General features: G+C 67.8%; 10 protein-coding genes. 2 read left to right on the forward strand and 8 right to left on the reverse strand.

Annotation, left to right across the window (positions count from 1 at the left end; genetic code table 11):
• Nucleotides 1-33: 33 nt before the first annotated feature.
• The 7 genes from EV138_RS06240 to EV138_RS06270 all read right to left on the reverse strand — a co-directional run bounded on the left by EV138_RS06240 (nt 34) and on the right by EV138_RS06270 (nt 14898).
• Nucleotides 34-10149, reverse strand: a complete 10116-nt coding sequence (locus EV138_RS06240) for a non-ribosomal peptide synthetase (protein ID WP_166678508.1) — start codon at nt 10147-10149, stop codon at nt 34-36.
• A 73-nt stretch (nt 10150-10222) separates the two neighbouring features.
• Nucleotides 10223-10423, reverse strand: coding sequence for an MbtH family protein (locus tag EV138_RS06245; protein WP_133977466.1), 201 nt, complete (start codon nt 10421-10423; stop codon nt 10223-10225).
• Entirely contained in the window at nt 10420-11157 is a 738-nt protein-coding gene (locus EV138_RS06250; RefSeq protein WP_133977467.1) for a thioesterase II family protein, read from the reverse strand. The genes EV138_RS06245 and EV138_RS06250 overlap by 4 nt, the downstream gene beginning before the upstream one ends.
• A complete protein-coding gene (locus EV138_RS06255; RefSeq protein ID WP_133977468.1) occupies nt 11154-12155 on the reverse strand; it encodes a TauD/TfdA family dioxygenase in 1002 nt (333 codons plus the stop codon). The genes EV138_RS06250 and EV138_RS06255 overlap by 4 nt, the downstream gene beginning before the upstream one ends.
• Nucleotides 12156-12177: 22 nt before the next feature.
• Nucleotides 12178-13119 (reverse strand): TauD/TfdA family dioxygenase, encoded by a 942-nt coding sequence (locus EV138_RS06260; RefSeq protein ID WP_133977469.1) that lies wholly within the window; start codon nt 13117-13119, stop codon nt 12178-12180.
• 73 nt (nt 13120-13192) lie between these two features.
• The gene (locus EV138_RS06265) at nt 13193-14026 is read right to left on the reverse strand and encodes a DUF6182 family protein (protein ID WP_133977470.1); all 834 of its coding nucleotides are present in this window, start codon (nt 14024-14026) and stop codon (nt 13193-13195) included.
• Entirely contained in the window at nt 14023-14898 is an 876-nt protein-coding gene (locus tag EV138_RS06270; protein WP_133977471.1) for a nucleoside/nucleotide kinase family protein, read from the reverse strand. Before EV138_RS06270 ends, EV138_RS06265 begins: the two co-directional genes overlap by 4 nt.
• Before the next feature lie 511 nt (nt 14899-15409).
• Between EV138_RS06270 and EV138_RS06275 the strand changes: the two genes are divergently transcribed.
• Entirely contained in the window at nt 15410-17239 is a 1830-nt protein-coding gene (locus EV138_RS06275) for an HNH endonuclease (RefSeq protein ID WP_133977472.1), read from the forward strand.
• Nucleotides 17240-17437: 198 nt separating this feature from the next.
• On the opposite strand, the gene EV138_RS37205 is transcribed toward EV138_RS06275, so the two are convergent.
• The gene (locus tag EV138_RS37205; RefSeq protein ID WP_166678509.1) at nt 17438-17608 is read right to left on the reverse strand and encodes a hypothetical protein; all 171 of its coding nucleotides are present in this window, start codon (nt 17606-17608) and stop codon (nt 17438-17440) included.
• Nucleotides 17609-18312: 704 nt separating this feature from the next.
• Between EV138_RS37205 and EV138_RS06280 the strand changes: the two genes are divergently transcribed.
• On the forward strand, nt 18313-19554 hold the full coding sequence (locus EV138_RS06280) for a hypothetical protein (RefSeq protein WP_133977473.1): 1242 nt from the start codon (nt 18313-18315) through the stop codon (nt 19552-19554).
• Nucleotides 19555-19600 lie beyond the last annotated feature (46 nt).

Below are 19600 nucleotides of genomic sequence, written 5' to 3' on the forward strand. Positions count from 1 at the left end.
GAATCTTCGCTTGGGTGAAGCAGGTGGTGCGGATCAGTCGCCGTAACCACCCCACTCGACCAGCAGCCGGTCCTGCTCGGCCTGGCTGACCGCGCCGAGCTCGGCGATCGAGGAAACGTCGGAGGAGGTCATCTCCTGCAGCAGCTCGATGTACCGGCGCAGGTGGTCTTCGGTCTCCGCCCGGGTGAACGCGTCCGGCCGGGAGTCGAGGTTCAGCTGGAACCCGTCCGCCCCCGGGAACACGCTGAGCCGCAACGCGAAGTGGGTGTCGTCGCGGGCGTCGATGTGCACCAGCCGGACCCCGTTCACCGCCAGGTTCATCACGCCGGCGTCGATCGGGTAGTTGAAGAACACGACCGTGCTGTCGAACAACGGGCCGAGTCCCGCGCCGGCCAGGATCTCGCTGGTGCCGAGCTGGTGATGGTCGGACAGCGCGGTCTGCTCGTCCTGCAACCGCCCGAGGAAGTCCTCGACTCCATCCTCCGGCCGCAGCCGGACGCGCACCGGGATGGTGTTCACGAACAACCCGACCATCTGCTCGATGCCGCTGATCTCCGGCGGCCGGCCCGACACCGTAGTACCGAAGACCACGTCGTCGCGGCCGGTCAGTCGGGACAGCAACAATCCCCAGGCCGACTGGATGACGGTGTTGACGGTGACGCCCGTACGCCGAGCCAGCGCGGCCACCGCCTCGCCCAGAGCAGGACTCAGGTGCTCGGTCACCCGCTCGGGCAGAACCGCCTGTCCTTCGGTGATGCCGGGCGCGATCAACGTCGGCTCGGTGAGCCCTTCCAGCGCTGCGTTCCAGGCCGTCCGGTCGGTCTCGAGATCCTGCTCCGCCAGCCATTCCAGGTAGTCCTGGTACGGCGCGACGCGGGGCAGCCCGGTTGCTTCGCCACCTTCGGCGTACGCCGCAAACAGTTCGCGCAGCAGCACCGGGATGGACCAGCCGTCGAGCACCAGGTGGTGGTTCGTCAGCACGAGCCGGTGCAACGCGGGTCCGAGTTTGATCACCACGAACCGCAGCAACGGCGGTCGTTCCGGGTCGAACTTGGTCAGCTGCTCGGCCTCCAGCAACCGCAGTACTTCGGCCTCTTGGCTGAGCTCGTCCAGCTCACTCAGATCGACCTCGGTCCACGGCATGTCCAGCTGCGAATGCACCACCTGCAAGGGATTCCCGAGTGCATCGTGGGTGAAGCTGGTACGCAGAGTCTCGTGCCTGGCCAGCAAGCCATCGGCTGACCGGCGCAGCCCCGGTACGTCGAGCGGCCCTTCGAGGTCCATCCAGATCCGGCCCGTGTAGAGGTCGATCCCCTCCCCCTCCAACAGGGAGTAGTAGAGAAAGCCTTCCTGCAGAGACGTCACCGGAAGCAACGAAACCAGGTCCGGGTGCTTTGCCTCCAGCAGCGACAGCCGCTCCTGGTCGATCGACACCAGCGGGAAGTCCGACGGCGTGTGGCCCGAGGCTTCCGCCCGCACCAGTTCAGCCAACGCGTCCCACCAGAGCCGCGCGAGCTGGGCGATCTCGGCCGAGGTCAGTACGCCGTCCGCCCAGGTCCAGTCGGCCTTCAGTTCGGGCCCGTCCGGACCGTCGAGCACCATCGCGTTCAACTCGATCGCGTGGCTCAGCGGCATGCGCGGATCCGCGCCCGGGATCACTCCAGCACCACCCGAAGCCAGCGACCAGTCCTTCGCCGCAGGCGCCTCCACTCGGCCCAGGTAGTTCACGATCATCTGTGCCCGCCCTGACGCAGTTGCCGTGCGCAACTGCTCCTTGACCGCCTTCAGTGTCGCGCCCGGGTCGTCGTCGACCGCCGTCAGCCGCACCGGCCGAATCTCGGTGAACCAGCCGACCGTCCGGGAGACGTCAGCCCCCAGTACGGCGTCGCGGCCGTGCCCTTCGAGGTCGATCAGCACGGAGTCCTGCCCACGCCACCGCTTCACCGCCAGTGCGAGGCCGGCCAGCAGAACATCATTGATACCGCCATGAACGGCCTGCGCCACCCTCGTGATCAGCGGTTCGGTCGCCGCAGCCGGAAGCACCAGCTCCAAACGACCCGCGTTGGCAACAACATCAGACGGCTCCAGCGGCCGGCTCCCCAGCAACGGCTCATCGGTCGACGAGAGCACAGTTGCTGCAGGCAACTGCTTGCTCCACGCGGCGAACGACGTACCGACCGGGTCGAGCGCTTCATCGTTCCAGGCGGACAACAGATCCGGCAGCAGGATGCGCCACGAGACGCCGTCCACCGACAAGTGATGGATCATCACGAGCAGCCGCCCGGATTCCGAAGGTCCCGCATCGAACCAGACCACCTGCAGCATCGTCCCGTCGTACGGCGCCAGTCGGTCGCGCGCGGCCTCGGCCGCATCGACCTGGACGACCTCCAACTCCTCAGCGCTCAGCCCGGCGATGTCCACCCGAGTCACACACGCAGCGGCATCGACCGAACCAACCGCCCGCTGCTCCAACTGCCAAGAGGCGCCGTCCTTCCGTACGACGAACCGCAGCGCGTCGTGATGGTCGACCACCTTCTGCAGCGCGCCGGTCAACCGATCGCGTCCAAGTTCCGCAGGGACCTGGACGAGAACCGACTGGTGGAACCCGGACCACGCATCCCCGGTCGCGGCGAGCGCCGCCTGAAGCGGCGTCAACCGCACCGGCCCAACCTCGCCACCACCACCGCCCGTGCCCGCCCCAGCGAGCCCGCTCGCACCCCCGAGGGCGGCTGCACCAGCGACCGCAGCATCGAGCGATGCGGCCGCGGCGAGCTTGGCCACGGTCTGGTGCCGGAACACGTCCCGCGGCGTGAAGGACAGCCCGGCCTTGCGCGCCCGGCTCACCAGCTGGATCGACATGATGCTGTCGCCACCCAGCTCGAAGAACCCGTCGTCGAGCCCGACCTCGGAGATCCCCAGCATCTCGGCGAAGAGTCCTCGCAGCAGCGTCTCGGCCGGCTTCTGCTGCACGGTCTCGTCCACAGTCGTGACGGCCGCGAGCTTGGCCACGGTCTGGTGCCGGAACACGTCCCGCGGCGTGAAGATCAGCCCGGCCTTGCGCGCCCGGCTCACCAGCTGGATCGACATGATGCTGTCGCCACCCAGCTCGAAAAACCCGTCGTCCTGCCCGACCAGCTCGACGCCCAGCACCTCGGCGTACAGCTCGGCCAGGGTCTGCTCGATCGAACTGCTCAGCGCCGAGCGCGAAACCACCGCGGGAGCGGCAGGTGCGGGTAGCCCGGCGCGATCCAGCTTGCCATTGGGTGTCAGAGGCAACGAGTCGAGCGAGACGATGCTGCTCGGCACCATGAACTCGGGCAGCGATTCGGCCAGGTAGGCCCGCAGGTCAACTGTTTCGGTCGCGACGACGTAGCCGACCAGCCGCTTGTCGCGGACGATCACCACGGCGTGCTGCACGGAAGGGTGTGCGGACAGCGTGGTCTGGATCTCGCCGAGTTCCACCCGCGCCCCGTTCAGCTTCACCTGGTCGTCGACGCGACCGAGGATCTCCAGCCGGCCGTCCGTGGTCCAGCGCACCTGGTCGCCGGTCCGGTACAGCCGCCCGTCGGGGCCGAAGGGATCCGGGATGAACCGCTCCGCCGTCAACTCCGGTCGCCGCAGGTATCCGCGGGCCACACCAGCGCCCCCGATGAACAGTTCGCCAGGCGTCCCGGTCGGGACGACAGCCAGGTCTTCGTCAAGCACATAGAGCCGCACGTTGTCGTGCAGTCCCACCTGACCGGACACGGCAGCGATCGGCACGCGGTGCAGCCCTTCGAGGCTCTGCGGGGTGACGCGCCAGGCCGTCGAGTCGATCGCGGTCTCGGTCGGTCCGTACTGGTTGTAGAACTCCGCCCAGGGAAGGCGTTCCAGCACCTGCCGAGCCAGCGACACCGGAAGCTCCTCGCCACCGGACAGCAGGACCCGCAGCGATCGGCACTCCTCCAGACCGCCGTCAGCGAGCATCACCGCGAGCATCGACGGAACGAAGTACACCTGGGTGACCTGCTGCTCCTTGATGGTCTCCCGCAGGTACGCCGTGTCGAGGTGCCCACCGGGTTTGGCGATCACCAGCCGGGCGCCCTGACTCAGCGGACCGAAGATCTCCCCCACCGAGACGTCGAAGCCGGTCGGAATCTTGACCAGGACAGAGTCCTCGGGCGTGTAGCGGAAGTATGCGCGCTGCGTCCAGTGGAACCGGTTGACCGCACCGCGATGGGTCGCCAGCACTCCCTTCGGGCGGCCGGTCGAGCCGGAGGTGTAGATCAGGTAGGCGACGTCGTCCGGCCCGGCAACAGCCGGCAGATCCACGGCCGACGTATCCGCCCAGTCATCGGAATCGATCAGTACTACGTGCGCGTCGGTGGCCGGCAGATCGCTCACGAGATCCGACCGGCTGATCACCAAGGACGCCTCGGCATCCTCCACCAGATAGGCCAACCGGCTCGCCGGATAGTCCGGGTCGAGCGGCAGATATACGCCGCCCGCCTTCAGGACCGCCAACGCGCCGACGACCAGCCCGGCGGACCGATCGACGTGGACGCCGACCACCACGTCCGGCCCGACCTCCAACGAGCGCAGGTGATGCGCGAGCTTGTTCGCCTCGGCATTCAGCTCGGCGTAGGTCAGCGAGGCGCCGTGATCGTGGACCGCAACAGCTGACGGAGTACGGGCGACCTGGCGTTCCACCAGCTCGGAAATTGTCGACCAATCGATCTCCCGGTCCGTCTCGTTGCGTCCGGCAATCAACAGCTCACGCTCGTCGGCGCCGATCACCTCGAGTGCACCGATCCGCTGGTCCGGCGCCTCCGCGACCTGCCGGAGCACCTGGCCGAAGCGCTCCACCAACTGCGAGGCAGTCCCACGGTCGAACAGATCCAGCGCGAACTCCAGGTGACCGGACAACCCGTCCACGCCTTCGCGCAGAGCGAGCTGCAGGTCGAACTGGGCGATGCCCGAGTCCACCGGAGCATGCGAGACCGTCAATCCGGGCAGCTCGACAGCCGCCGGATCGTCGCTCTGGTACGGCATCATCACCTGGAACAGCGGGTGCCGCGCGGTCGACCGGACCGGGTTGACGATGTCGACCAGGCGGTCGAACGGCAGGTCCTGGTGCGCGTACGCCGACAGGTTGGTCTCCCGCACCCGGGCCAGCAGTTCCTCGAAAGTCGGGTCGCCGGAGGTGTCGGTTCGTAGTACGAGCGGGTTGACGAACATGCCGACCAGGTCGTCGAGCGACTCGTCGGTGCGGCCCGCGTTCGGCGTACCGATCGGCACGTCGGTGCCGGCGCCGAGTCGCGTGAGCAAGGTCGCGAAGGCGGCCTGCAGCAGCATGAACAGGCTGACATGGTTGGCCTGCGCCAGCGCCGACAACTCGGCGTACAGGTCGGGAGCAACAGCAACCGGTACGACGTCGCCGCGGTTGCTCGCGACGGCCGGGCGCGGGCGGTCTGTGGGCAGTTCCAACTGGTCGGGCAGACCAGCGAGCTGATCGGTCCAGTAGTCGATCTGCTGGCGGGCACGGCTGTCCGGGTCGTTCTCGTCTCCGAGCAGTTCCCGCTGCCACTGGGCGTAGTCGGCGTACTGCACCGGCAGTGGGGTCCAGGCCGGTGCATCACCGGAGATCCGCGCCGCGTACGCCGTGGCGATGTCGCGAGCCATCGGCGTCGTCGACCAGCCGTCACACGCAATGTGGTGCAGCGTGATCAACAGGACATGACGGTCGGCCCCCAGGGCGAACAAAGTCGTCCGCAGCGGGGTCTCGACGCTCAGGTCGAAGGCGTAACCCGCACCCTCATCAAGGCGCGCAGCCAGCTCGTCCTTGCCAATGCTTGCTATTGGCAACTGGATGGCTGCCGCGTCCAGCACGACCTGATACGGAGTTCCGTTGTCGTCGGCAAACATCGTTCGCAGCGTCTCGTGCCGCTCCACCACGTCGCCCAGCGCAGCCTGCAGCGCCTCGATGTCGAGAGTGCCGTCGAGCGTGACCGCGAAAGCGTTGTTGTACGTCGCCGACGGACCCTCGAAGCGGTTCATGAACCACAGCCGCCGCTGCGCGAACGACAGCGGCACCTGCTCCTCGCGTTCGCTCACGCGGATCGGCGGCCGGGCAGCGGTCACCCCGTCGAGCTGCGTGGACAGACCGGCGACGGTCGGGTGCTCGAACAGCGCGCGCACCGACAGCTCCGCGCCGAGCGTGGCCCGGATCCGGCTCATCAGCCGGGTCGCCATCAGTGAGTTGCCGCCGAGCTCGAAGAAGCTGTCGTCGATACCGACCCGGACCAGCCCGAGCAACTCGGCGTACAGGCCGCAGAGGATCTCCTGCTCGGGTGTGCGCGGGCCACGGGACGTGGTCAGCGATGAGAAGTCCGGCTCGGGCAGAGCCTTGCGATCCAGCTTGCCGTTCGGCGAGACCGGCAGGTCGTCGACCTCGATCACCAGGCTCGGCACCATGTACTCCGGCAGCCGGGCGGCCACCGCGTCGCGGAGCGCGACCGGGTCGAGACTGTTGCCGCCGCCGACGACATAGGCAACCAGCCGCTGATCGCCGGTGGACGACTTGTGCACGATCACGGCGGCCTTGGCCACCTCGGGCTGTTGCAGGAGCGCGGCCTCGATCTCGCCGAGCTCGATCCGGAAGCCGCGGATCTTGACCTGGTCGTCGGCGCGGCCGAGATACTCCAGGACGCCGTCGGCGTTCCAGCGCACGACGTCACCACTGCGGTACATCCGGCTGCCCGGTACGCCGTACGGGTTGGCCACGAAGCGCTCGGCCGTCAGGCTCGGGCGATTCAGGTAGCCGCGGGCCAACTGAACGCCGGCCAGATAGAGCTCTCCCACGAAGCCGGGCGGCACCGGGACGAGGTTGTCGTCGAGCACGTACACCTGGGTGTTCCACACCGGCCGGCCGATCGGCACCGCGCCGGCGGGCGTCTCGTCGCCCGGCCGCAGCCGGTACTCCACCGAGCCGACAGTTGCCTCGGTCGGACCGTACTCGTTGACGATCGTGACGTCAGGGTGCGCCTCTCGCCACTCGGTCAGCGCGGAACCCGGCAGGTTCTCACCACCGAGCAGCAGCGCGCCACTACCGAAGCGGTCAGCCGAAACGCCTTCCAGCAACGCCAGGTGGCTCGGCGTCGCCTTCACGAAGGTCAGCGGCGCATCGACCCCCACCACTCCGTCGTCGAGCGAACCGAGCTGGACGCACCCACCGCGAACCAGCGTGCCGAAGATCGACGTGACGGTCAGGTCGAAGGACACCGGTGTGTGCAGCAACGCCTGCCCGTCGAGGCCGTCGTATCGCTCGGCCGAGTAGCGCAGGTACTGCCCGAGCGCACGATGCTCGATGACAACGCCCTTCGGCTTGCCGGTCGACCCGGACGTGTAGATCAGGTACGCCGGACTGCTCGGCGAGATCTCGACCTGAGGAATCGGTGCGGCCGGCTCGCCCGCCTCCAGTGCTTCGAGCAACAAAGTCGGTACGCCGGTGTCGGGCAGGTCGACCGATTCCTCGGTGACGATCAGTGCCGGCCGCGCATCTTCCAGCAGATAGGCGATCCGCTCGGCGGGATAGGCCAGATCGACCGGCAGGTACGCCGCCCCGGCCTTCACCACAGCCAGCAGGGTCACCAGCAACTCGGGCTTGCGCGGCAGCGCGACCGCCACGAAGCGCTCCGATCCGGCGCCGTGCTGGATCAGCACCCGCGCCATCCGGTCGGCCGCCGCGTCCAGCTCGGCATAGCTCAGCCGCCGATCGCCCGAAACCACCGCAGGCTGTCCCGGAACGCGAGCGACCTGCGCGGCGAACATCGTCGGCAACGTGCTGGCTGTCTCGCCGGCGTGCTGCCAGTACGACACGTCGATCGACGCCTCGGTCGGCCCGTACAGGTTGTGCAGCGGTACGTCGGGCAGCTGGAATCGGAAGTCCTCCGCGAGCTCCATCGACAGCGCCTCGCCCGAGCAGAACACGCGGCGCAGCCCTGTACACGAAGCGGCCCCCGGGTCGGCCAGGAACGCGGTCAGCATCGAAGGCACGAAGTGCACCGTCGTAACGCCCTCGTCCTGGATCAGGTTCGCCAGGTACGCCGGATCGCGGTGCCCCTCGGGCTTCGCGATCACCAGACAGGCGCCGACCTGCAAGCCCCAGAAGAACTCCCAGACGGACACGTCGAACCCCATCGGCGTCTTCTGCAGCAGCCGATCCCCGGCTTCCAGCCGGTACTCGGCCTGCATCCACAGCAGCCGATTGACCACCCCGGCGTGCGGGACCAGCACGCCCTTGGGCCGACCGGTCGAGCCGGAGGTGTAGATCACGTACGCCGGGTGCTCGGGCGTCAGCGCGATCGTCCGGTCGGCATCGGTCGGGTCCGTGTCCGGCCGCGAGGCGACCAGGTCTTCGAGGTGGCTGTCGCTGAGCAGCAACCGCACGCCGGCGGGCATCGCACCGGCAGCCGACTCGGTGGTGATGACGAACGCCGGCTCGGCGTCCTCGACGATGTAGGAGATCCGGTCCGCCGGGTAGCTCAGATCGATCGGCAGGTATGCCGCCCCGGTCTTCACCACGGCGTACATGGCGACCAGCAGGTCGATCGACCGCGGCAGGGCCAATCCGACGACCTTCTCGGGCCCGACGCCCTCACTGATCAGGTGATGCGCGAGCTTGTTGGCCCGCCGGTTCAACTGGGCGTAGGTCACCTCGGTGCCGTGGTAGCGCAGCGCGACCGCGGTCGGCGTTCGGCGTACCTGGGCTTCGAAAAGGTCCGCGAGCGAACCACCGTCCAGTGGTACGGAGGTCTGGTTCCAGTCGACGAGGACTTTGTGGCGCTCGTCGGCGGAGACCAGTTCGATCTGGCCGATCGGCAGTTCCGGCTCGGCGACGACGCGCTCGAGGAAGCTGACGAAGCGGGTCTGATAGCTGTCCAGGTCGTCGGTGTCGTAGCGGTCCGCGCTGCCGTCGATGTCGATCCGGAGCCCGGCACCGTCGTCGTACACGGCGATCGCCAGGTCGTCGATCGCGCCGTGGGACAGGTTGTGCAGAGTGGTCCGGTGGCCGCCGAACCGCAGGTCGTGGTTGAAGGCCATCACATTGAGCATCGGGCCGGCGATCCCGCCACCGTCGGCGGGCAGGCCGAGGTCGTGCCGGATGTCCTCCTGGCGGTAGCGCTGGTGCTTGAGAGCAGCGCGCAGCGCCTCGGTGACTACGGGAACCAGTTCGGCCATGCTCTGCCGGGGCGACACGGGAACGCGGAGGGGAACGTGGTTCGACAGCATGCCTGGAGTCGCCAGCGAGAGCGCGGTCGTGCGTGCCGTGACGGGCAGGGTGAGGACCAGATCCGTCAGTCCGGTAACGCGATGCAGGTACGCCGCCGTGACCGCGATCGTCCAGATCGACCAGTGCGTGCCGGCTTTGCGCGCCGCCTTCCGCAACCGGGTCGTGTCGTCACCGGTCAAAGCGCCCGAGCTGCGCAGCGGTACTTCGTTCGTCCGCTCGCGACCCGGCGTTCGCCAGCTCAGCCGGGCCGGATCGGGCAGGTCGGCGAGCTGATCCATCCAATAGGTGCGATCCGCAACGAATGCCTCGGAGCCGCGGTATTCCTGCTCCTCCGTGATCAGCTCGGTGAGGGTGCCGAACGGTGACGGGCCGAACGGGCGGCCCGCCACCAGGTCGTCGTACAGGGCAGCCAACCGCTTCGCTACGACGCCACCTGAATAGCCGTCGAAGGTCACGTGGTGGCCGCGCTGGTACCAGATCGCCGAGTCGGCGGAGACGGTGAACAGCACCGTGGCGGTGAGCTCGCCGGTGGTCAGGTCGACCGCCTGGGCCAGATCCTGACGCATCCAGGCGAACGCTGCTTCGCGCGGGTCGGCCTCATGGGTGAGATCGACTGTCCGAACGATGTCGGCCGGCACTTCGGTGTGCAGTTCCTGGCTCAGGCCGTCCTCGTTGTGGACGGCCCGCACCCGGCAGGCCTCGGCCTCGTGCGCCAGCTGGCGCCAGGCCTGCTCGAAGCGGGCGGGATCCACGGCGCCGTGGATCTCCACGCACTCGCCGATGGTGTAGCGGTGCCCGGAACGATCGAGCTGGTGGGCATACCAGACGCTGGTTTGGGCAGCCGACAGCGGCAGACGGACGATCGAATTCTCAGCCATGATCCTCATCGCACGATCGGTGCCGCCACTTCGGCAGAAGGGCGGGGGTTACGGACAGGGGGTTTTGTTCGGGTCAGACGCGGACGCTGGCGGGCCGCATGTCGGTCCACTGGGTGTTGATGAAATCGACGCAGGCGGCACGGTCGGTGCGGTCCAGCGCGACCTGCCAGCCCGCCGGTACGGCGGCGAACTCCGGCCACAGGGAGTACTGGCCCTCGTCGTTGCGCAGCACCAGATAGGTGGCGGAGTCGTCCTCGAACGGGTTGGTGGTCACGGGTGTGCTCCCTCGGTGGTGAAGGTACGGGCGATCAGGTCGGTGACGAGCCCGGGCACCTCTTCGGTGTAGAAGTGGCCGCCCGGCAGGGTTTCGGTGACGATCCCGGCGGTGGTGTGCTGCGCCCAGTGCCCGGCGTCGGCGGCGCCGAAGGTGTGGTCGCCGGAGCCGGCCAGCACGGTGATCGGGCAGCTGAGCCGGCCGCCGGGCTGGTAGTGGTAGCTCTCCATCAGCCGGAAGTCGGCCTGCAGCATCGGCAACGCGAGCTCCCGGAGGTCCGGGTCCTCGAGCAGTTCGACACCGGCCCCACCGAGACTGCGGATGTAGGCCATCACCTGGTCCTCGGTGTCGAAGCTGATCCCGAGGCGGGTGGCCACCGCGGGCGCAGTACGGGCCGAGGCGAACAACCGGACCGGCCCGTTGCCGAGGGCATCCAATCGGCGGGCGGCCTCGAAGGCAACGGTCGCGCCCATGCTGTGGCCGAAGTACGCGGTCGCGCCTTGCAGGGTTGCCAGCTCGGCTGCCACGCCGTCGACCAGGGCGGTGAAGTCAGTGAGGAGCGAGTCATGGAAGCGGTCCTGCCGGCCGGGGTACTGGACCGCGATCAGCTCGATCTCCTCGGGCAGCAGCGCCGCCCACTCGCGGTACGCGCTGGCCGCCCCGCCGGCGTGCGGGAAGCACACCAGCCGGAGGTTGGCCCGCGGCCGTGGGAGATAGGTACGGAACCAGCTCACGCCGGGGCTCCGATCCGGGCGGCGTCCGACGGGTTGAGAGCCGCTTCGACCGGCGGTACCGAGGTGGCGTCGGGCTGGAACGCCTCGGCCATCGCGACCGCGATCTTGCGCGGACCGGTGAACGGCTCGCGGGCGTGCGCCGAGAGCATGTTGTCCACCAGCAGCAGGTCACCCTGCTTCCAGTCGATCCTGGTCCACTCCTTGCGGTACGCCGCGCGCAGGTGGTCCATCACGTCGTCGGGGATCCGGCCGCCGTCGCCGTAGTACGTGTTGGTCGGCAACTCGTCCTCGGTGAGGAACGCAAGCAGGCCTTCGCGAATCGAGGCCGGCAGCGTGGTGTGGTGGAAGAAGGTGATGTGGTTGAACCAGACGTGGTCGCCGGTCTCCGGGTGGATGCGGATCGGCTCGCGGACCGCCGTCGTACGGAGGCCGCCGTCGCCGATCCACTCGGTCTTCAGCCCGTTGCGGGCGCAGTGCGCCTCCACGTCGGACCGGCTCTCGGTGTCGAACACGTGCTGCCAGGCAACGCCGAAGTCCTCGTGGAAGTTGCGGACGACCATCCACTTGCGACGGGCGAACTCCTCGCGAACGGCGGGATCGATGGCGTCGTACACGCGGCGGATGTCGGCCAGCGGGGTGGCGCCCTGGGTCTCCGGCTCGATGTCGCAGTAGAAGTAGAGCAGCCGGGGCCACGCGGCCTGGTAGGAGTTCTCGTTGTGCAGGAAGATCTCCTCGGTCGGCGGGTAGTCGGTCGAGGTGTAGACGTTGCCCTTGATCGAGCGACGCGGGGAGGAGCGTTCGGCGTACTTCAGCGGTTCGCCGGACAGCGCGATGACGGCCTGCTCCATCCCGGCGACGCCGTCGACCTTGCAGTCGCGCAGCATCACGGCGCCGTGCGTGGTCAGGAGTTTGCGGATCTCGGCGCCGTCGGTGGTCAGCCGCTCGACGATGCCCGGGCCGTCCGGGGTACCGGTGATGAGGTACGGCAGCGTGCTCATGTGTCTTCTCTCCTCTTGGTGGTCAGGCCGACATGGCGACGAGGACCCGTCGCGCGCCGGTGAAGGGGCGGCGGCCGTGGCCGACCAGCAGGTTGTCGATCAGCAGCACGTCACCGGTGGTCCAGTTGACGTCGACGGCCGAGTCGAGGCCGCGATCGCGGATCTGGACCGCCCACGCGTCGGGGATCGGCGTACCGTCGGCCAGCGTGACCGCCTGCGGCAGCTCCTCGGCCGGCATGATCTGGGCCAGCGCCTGCGCGGTCTCGTCACCGAGGCCCGCCGGGTGCCACTGGTCGGCCTGGTTGAACCAGACCTCGGTGTTCGTCACCGGATGCTTGATGGTTGCCGGACGCAACTGGATGATCCGGAGACCGCCGTCGTTGGTCCACTCGACGTCGGCAGCGGACTCCGCCAGGAACGCGGTCACCTCGTCGCGGTCGGAGGTCTCGAAGGTGTCCTGCCAGCTCTTGCCGAGACCCATCCCGCCGTGCAGGTTCTGCAGGTAGCGGACGCCGTCGGCGAAGGCGTCGGTGATCTCGTCGTCCAGCGCCTCCAGCCAGCGCACGCCGTCCACGACCGGGGTGGCGCCGCCGGTCTCCGCGGCCTGCTGGCAGAAGAACATCAGCCTCGACGGGTAGGAGTGCGCATACGAGAGCTCGTTGTGCATCGAGATCGTGTACTCCGGCGGGTACTCCGTGGAGGTGTAGACGTTGTCGCCGACCTTGGTACGGGGCGAGTTGCCGTGCACGTAGGCCAGCCGGCCCGGGAGCAGCAGGTCCATCACCGGGTCCAGGTGGTCGGGATCGACACCGAACCCGCGGAACACCAGCGCCTTCTCCTCGACCAGCAGGTCGTCGAGATCGGTTCGGTCCCGCAGGTAGTCGATCAGCCCGGCCGCGCTCGGCGCCACGCCGGCCTCGGCGGGCGTGATCACCCGCGGCTCCCACTCCTGCACTGCGCTCATCTGTCCAGCCCTTCCCTCGGTCCGTCTCCTGATCCGACTCTCGACGGAGCGGCCATACTTTTTCGCTACTCGCTCAGGGGGCGCCGTGCAGCGCCGGAACGACGGTGAGATTGGCGTACAGCCGCAGACAGCCCGGGCTGCGCGAGTCGTTGGCGATCCGCGCCTCGAAGTCGCGGTTGCCGGCCGGGATCTCCTCGACCGGATCCAGTTCGTCATCGTGCTGGACCTCCAGGCGGTCCCCTGGTCGGAGGAAGCTCCGCAGGTACGCCTCACTCAGCACGTGATGCACATGCGTCAGATAGGCCCGCCCGGTGACGCTTTTCGTTGCCACCCGCAACAACATTCGCCGACCGGTCGGCGCCCCGCCGGGGACGTACACCGGCACCTCGTCCGGTACCTTCAAACTCCCGCCGAACCGCTCCAACGGCAGCTTGGTGAACCGCTCCGGCCCGCCCGGCCCGAGCCAGCCGATCGCCCCACTGTCAGCAAGAAAGTCCCTCGCCCCCGCCTCGCCACCTCCGGCGAGGTCGGCCCGGTGGGCACTCTCAGCCGACTCCCCGTGGTCGATCTGTTCTGCCGGGTTGCCCGTGAAAAAGAGGGTTTTGGTGAGGTTGCGCCACCAGGCGTCTCGGGTTTCCAACGGGAGTTGCGTCAGGAAGTCGAGGAGACCGGTGATGAAGGATTCGCAGTCGACGTCGCCGACGACGGCCATCACCGAGAGAGCCGGCGTACCGGGCTGCACTGCTGGTGGGCGGCGGTCTTCCCAGCCCAACCACTCCACCGGAGTCGCGGCGGGCAGGCCTCTCTTGGCGCGGTCGCAGCGGCGTTGAGAGATCTTGCGGAGGATGAGCTGGCGCTCCAGCGGGCCACCCGGCTCGCCGCGCTTCGGCAGCGTTTTGGTGCTCATGCGAGTACCCCGGCCACGAGATCGCCGGCCCACTGCAGATGCGGCGGCTCCTGGTGCGGCGGTCTGACCGGGACATGTGGAAGCTTGGAGCTGACGAGATTTGCCACCCGCTGTGCCGATCGACCGCTCACGTCGATCCGGTGGACGAGTACCCCGCGTGTCTCCAACCAGTCCGTGACCCGCTGGTACTGCTCACGCAGGATCGCCAGTCGAGCCTCGCTCACCCCGCGTCCACCAAGCCGCTGCGCCAACTCGACTTCCTCTGCGTCACCCTCGCCGCCCAACCGCCGTACTGCTTCAGCAGGGTTGACATCGAGCAGTACGACGACGTCGGGCAGGTTCGCTCGGAAGCGACGGCGGAAGCGTTCGAGCAGCCGCTCCAGCGGAAGGTCGTGCAGCGACAGCACCTCCGCGCCGAGTGCCCGCAGGTCTGTCGGGCAACCGATCCCCTCGGCCCACGCCTCAGCCGCTGCCAGTACCTCGGGATCGATCGCGTGCTGCCAATCGCCTTGCGATGGGGCGACCGGCGGCCGCTGGATCGGGAGATGCGCGAGCGTGTCGACCAGCGGGTGGCCGGCGGTGACTAGGGATTCGGGCTGGTAGGCCTCGATCATGAAGTGCTCGACCGGCGCGTACGTCGACAGTTGCAGATAGAGCGCCGCGGCCTTGAGCTCGGGCTCGTCGAGCAGCTCTGCCGCTGTGGCCAGCGAGTGCAGCTTGCGAGAGAGATGCCTGAACGGCGCCCCCGGCGTCTCGTAGGGCCGGAGCGCATGAACCACGGTCAGGTCCTGCTCAACCAGCTGCCGATCGGCAATGGCACCGTCCTGCAACAACCGGCAAATCGTCGTACGGCCCGCCCCATCGATCCCCACGACCGCAACCCGCGTCGTAGATCGAGGCCGCCGCCGAGTCACAGCAAATGTCATGGGTCTGCCCTCCGGGGGTCCGTAACTACCAGGCCCCCGACGCTGCCACCCCCACCCATACATTTCCCTTACTACCAACCCCTCCCATCCCTTACTACCAACCCCTCCCACCGGCCGAGACCGCCAACTCCCGCCCGACTACCCCCACACAGAGCCCCGCCAACTCACCCACCTCAAACCCAGCTCCGACACCCGCCTCCCCTCACCCCACCTCCCCTCACCCGCCCCGCCTCACCCTCCTCCCCTCACCCGCCTCTCGCCTCTCGCCTGGCTGCTGGGCCGCACGTGCTGGCATCCACATTTTGTTGCCTTCGGCCCTTACACCACCCAGCTCCATCATCGTCGATGACGACGTAGCTGTGGATAACCAGACTGCGTTTGACGCTCCCGAAATCCCTTATCCACAAGGCTTTTTCGCGATCAGAAACTGTCGGCGGGATCGTCTAGAGTTTGAGGCATGGAGCTCGAAGGGCTGCGGCCGGCGTACCTGATGAGTGGCGAAGAAGCACTCGCCACTCTCGACGCCCTGCACGCCCAGATCGCACTTCTCGAGACCTACAGCCTCGAAGTGATGTCCCGCCTCGACGACACCGGCTACGCCAAGGAGATCGGCGCCCACGACACCGCCCGCCTACTCGCAACCAGGCACCGCAAGAACCTCGGCGGCGTACGACGCGACCTGGCTCTCGCACTCGCCCTCCCCAAGTACGCAGCCGTCTCAGCAGCCCTCCCCGACCCACATGCCGTCGCCGGTCCGGACCCAACCATCCAATACGCCGAGGCAGACCCGGATGCCAACCCGACCAACGCGCCCCTCAACGCGCCAACCGAGTCCGCCGATGCGGACGACACCACCCCCGACGCCCACGCACAACGTCTACTGCCCGTGATCCTGCACAAAGATCAGGCCCAGTCGATCGTCGCAGGCCTCGAGGCAATCCCGCCGGCAGCGATGGTCCCGGTCGAGGACATCCGCATCGCCGAGGAGCAGATGGTGGAGGCAGCGCGACACCTCACACCGCGCGAGCTGACCCTGCTGGCGAAGCAGGCACGAAACCTCCTCGACACCGACGGCCCCGAACCAGCCGAAGACGCCGCGGCACGGCGAGAAGCTTTCTGGCTGAAGAACGCCGACCAGGGCGTAAAGTTCGGCGGCTATCTCTCCAGCGAACGCGCCGCCCTCCTCCGAACCCTCATCGAACCCGCCGCCAAACCCCGCAAAACCATCGACGGCGAACCGGACCCACGCTCCAGGGAGAAGCGACAGGCCGACCGCTTCACCGACATCCTCCACCTCGCCGCCGAAACGGCCGAGCTACCCAGCAACGGCGGAGTAAAGCCACACATCACCGTCACGATGGACCTGTCAGATCTCGTCGCTGCGGGCAAAGACGTCACCGGAGACCTCCTCTTCGGCGAATCGCTGTCCGCAGGCGCCGTACGCCGATTGGCCTGCGACGCCGAAATCATCCCCATCGTCCTCGACACCGACTCCGCACCCCTCGATGTCGGCCGAGCGAAACGCCTCATCACCCCCGCAATGCGCAAGGCCCTGAACCTTCGCGACAAGGGCTGCGTAGTCTGCGGCGCCGCCCCCATCTACTGCGACGCCCACCACATCATCTCCTGGCTGGACGGCGGCCCCACCTCAATCGACAACCTCGCCCTCTTCTGCCGAGCCCACCACACCGACGTAGACAAAGGCCACTACACAGTCACCATCACCAACGGCACAGTCCACCTAACCCGCCCCACCTGGGCAGACCCACCCCCACCACCCCACCCACCAACCGCCAATCCGCTCCCCCCGCTCACCCACCCCCTCCACCCCCGCACGTCCACCCCCAACCCCCGCACGCCCACCACCCCACCGTCACCCGAGCCACCCCACCAAGAAGTTGCCCCCGGCAACCCCCTTCACCCACACCGCACGTTCCCACTCGCCGCGGACCCACCACCCCTCACCGCCAACTCCACCTTCGACCCCTGGTCCGAGCAACCACAGGACACCAGTTCCGACGATCCCTCACCCCTCGCCACGAACTCCGCGCGCCACCAACCTGCGGTCCCGGCAACCAGGTCCGACGGTCGGCCCTTCGACGCCGCCAATGCCTTCGACCCCTGGGCCGAACAACCACAGGACACCAGGTCCGACGCTCCCCGACCCCTCGCCACCAACTCCGACCCCCATGAACCTGCGGTTCTGGGCAACCGGTCCGGCAGTCGGCCCTTCGACGCCGATCCCGCCCTCGACCCATGGGGCACAGACGTCCTCGATACGGGGTAACCCGGACCCGCCGACAGAACCGGCCTCCTTTCACCGACTCCGCGGCGTGGACGCCACCGCCCCATACCGCCCCGTCCGTGCGACTCCAACCGCAGTGCTCGACACCAGGGCCCGGTAGTCGGAAGCGACTGACGCCGGTACTGCGTATGCGGCGCGCCTCACGTCGGCTCCCCCCGCCTGCAGACCGCGGTCTCAACATCACACAACCGGCCACCCCACCACCTCGCCGTCGATGCCGACCTCGATCCCTGGGTACAGACATGCTGACGCCGCGTTGACCTTCGCTCCCTGAGGGCCGCCCTCGGCCAGCCGCAACTCCGGCTCCGGCTCCAGTAGAGGCAGTACGCCGTACGTCGAGCGCCCGCTCACCGATTCGAGCGTGTCGACGGCGCTGCACCACGAAGCTGACGACCCATCTCGCGATGCCCAAGCGGAGCGGCGAACAACTGCTCCGCGTAGTACGGGTTTGATTCCCTGGGGTCAAGAGGCGCACCACGAGGGCCGGAAATCCATCAGTCCTCGACGGCAGACCCCACATCGAGTCGTGGCGGACCGAGATACCCGAGACCGGGTAGGGCTTCACCATGATCGAGTCGGTGGAGTGTGGGGACAAACGCTTCATCAATCGTCACGTCCACCCGGTGACTCCGTGACCTGACAAGCCGGTGCGCCGAACGAGCGCGCTCCGACCAAGGCGGCGGAGGCGGGAGGCGGGGAGGTCGATGTTCGTGCTCACCGCTCATTCGGCCCCGGCTTTCTCTGCGAGCTGGCTGTGTGAGGCCGTCAACTGCGGCAGATAGGCCGCCGGCGTGCTCCAGCCGTGGGCGATGGCTTCCGGACGGTGCTGGTCGAGATCCTGCCGGATCGTCGTCGTTGGATCGTGGCGGTAGAGCTGCGCGCGGTCGGGGCGTCGAACGAAGTGTGTGCCTCATCCAAATCTTCTGTCGGATGGGGAGCGTAGGGTGCCCGATTGTGGAAGACTTCGACGCTTGGCGCCGGACGGCTGCGCATCTTGACTTCCGCGCCTCAGCTGGGAATAGCCGCGTTCCCTGCCCGGTCTTCAGGAGCCGACCATGGACGACGAGATTCAGCTGATCAGTGACGGCGATGGGCTGGCGGTCATCGGGGATCCGGCTGCTGTCGAACGCTTCCTGGTCTCAGAGGGACTGCCGTCGAAGGACCTCGGTCTGCAGCGGCTCGGATCGGTTCTCAGCACTGGGGCTGCGGCTGCACAGGCCGGCTCCGAGATCGCTGCCAACTCAGGTCGCTGGGTGAAGCTGACCAAGGAGTCCGCCGAGGCTGTCAACAAGTTCGGCTTGATGAAGGGTTCGAGCCCGGGCGTCAGCCGTGCTGTGTTGACGGATCACGGCAAGATCAAAGGAATCGTCCAGTTCACGAAGGGGTCGGCTCTGTCCAACCCGGCGCTTTTGGCTGGTGCTGCCGGGATCATGGCGCAGCTTGCGATGCAGCAGGCGATGGACGAGATCACCGACTATCTCGCCACGATCGACGAGAAGGTGGACGACGTGCTCCGCGCGCAGAAGGACGCGGTGTTCGCGGACATGATCGGCGTGGACTTCGTGATCGAGGAGGCCCTGACCATCCGGGAGCAGGTGGGGCGGGTTTCCGAGGTCACGTGGTCGAAGGTGCAGGGCACGACGATGGCGATCGCGAAGACTCAGGCGTACGTGTTGCGTCAACTCGACGCGCTCGCGGAGAAGATGGAGCGCGACACCAAGATCGGTGACCTCGCCAGGACGGCGAAGGAAGCGCAGGCCAAGGTTCAGGAATGGCTCGCCGTTCTGGCTCGCTGCTTCCAACTGCAGGATGCGTTGGCCGTCCTGGAGCTGGACCGGGTGCTGGATGCGTCTCCGGAGGAGTTGGACCGGCATCGCCTCGGGCTCCGGGCTGCTCGTACCAACCGGTTGGAACTCATATCGCGGAGCACCGAGCGCCTGATGGCGCGTATGGACGCGGCCGCCGGGACGGCCAACACGCAGGTGCTGCTGCACCCGACCAGTTCCCGGGAGGTGGTGGTTTCGAGCAACAAGGTCGCTGACGCCGTCGTTGATTTCCACGGCAGGCTCGGGATCGAGCGCGGCCGGCAGTCGTTGGAGGCGCGACGATGGGCGGAGGCGGCTACAGAGGTGCGGGACAAAGCGCTCGAGACAGGGGCAGACGGCGTCGACGCCGCCAAACGTCTCGGCAACGAGACCTTCGACCGGGCCAAATCGGTGACTGGCAAGTTCTCCAGCCGGATCACCGAGCGTGCGTTCCGCCGGCCGAAGGACGAGAAACGCGACGACGAGGACTGACCAGGCGACGGCCGGACAACGTTCATGGTGATCGCCGTTGGTGGGC

This window comes from Kribbella voronezhensis, from assembly GCF_004365175.1.
Taxonomy (GTDB): Bacteria; Actinomycetota; Actinomycetes; order Propionibacteriales; family Kribbellaceae; genus Kribbella; species Kribbella voronezhensis.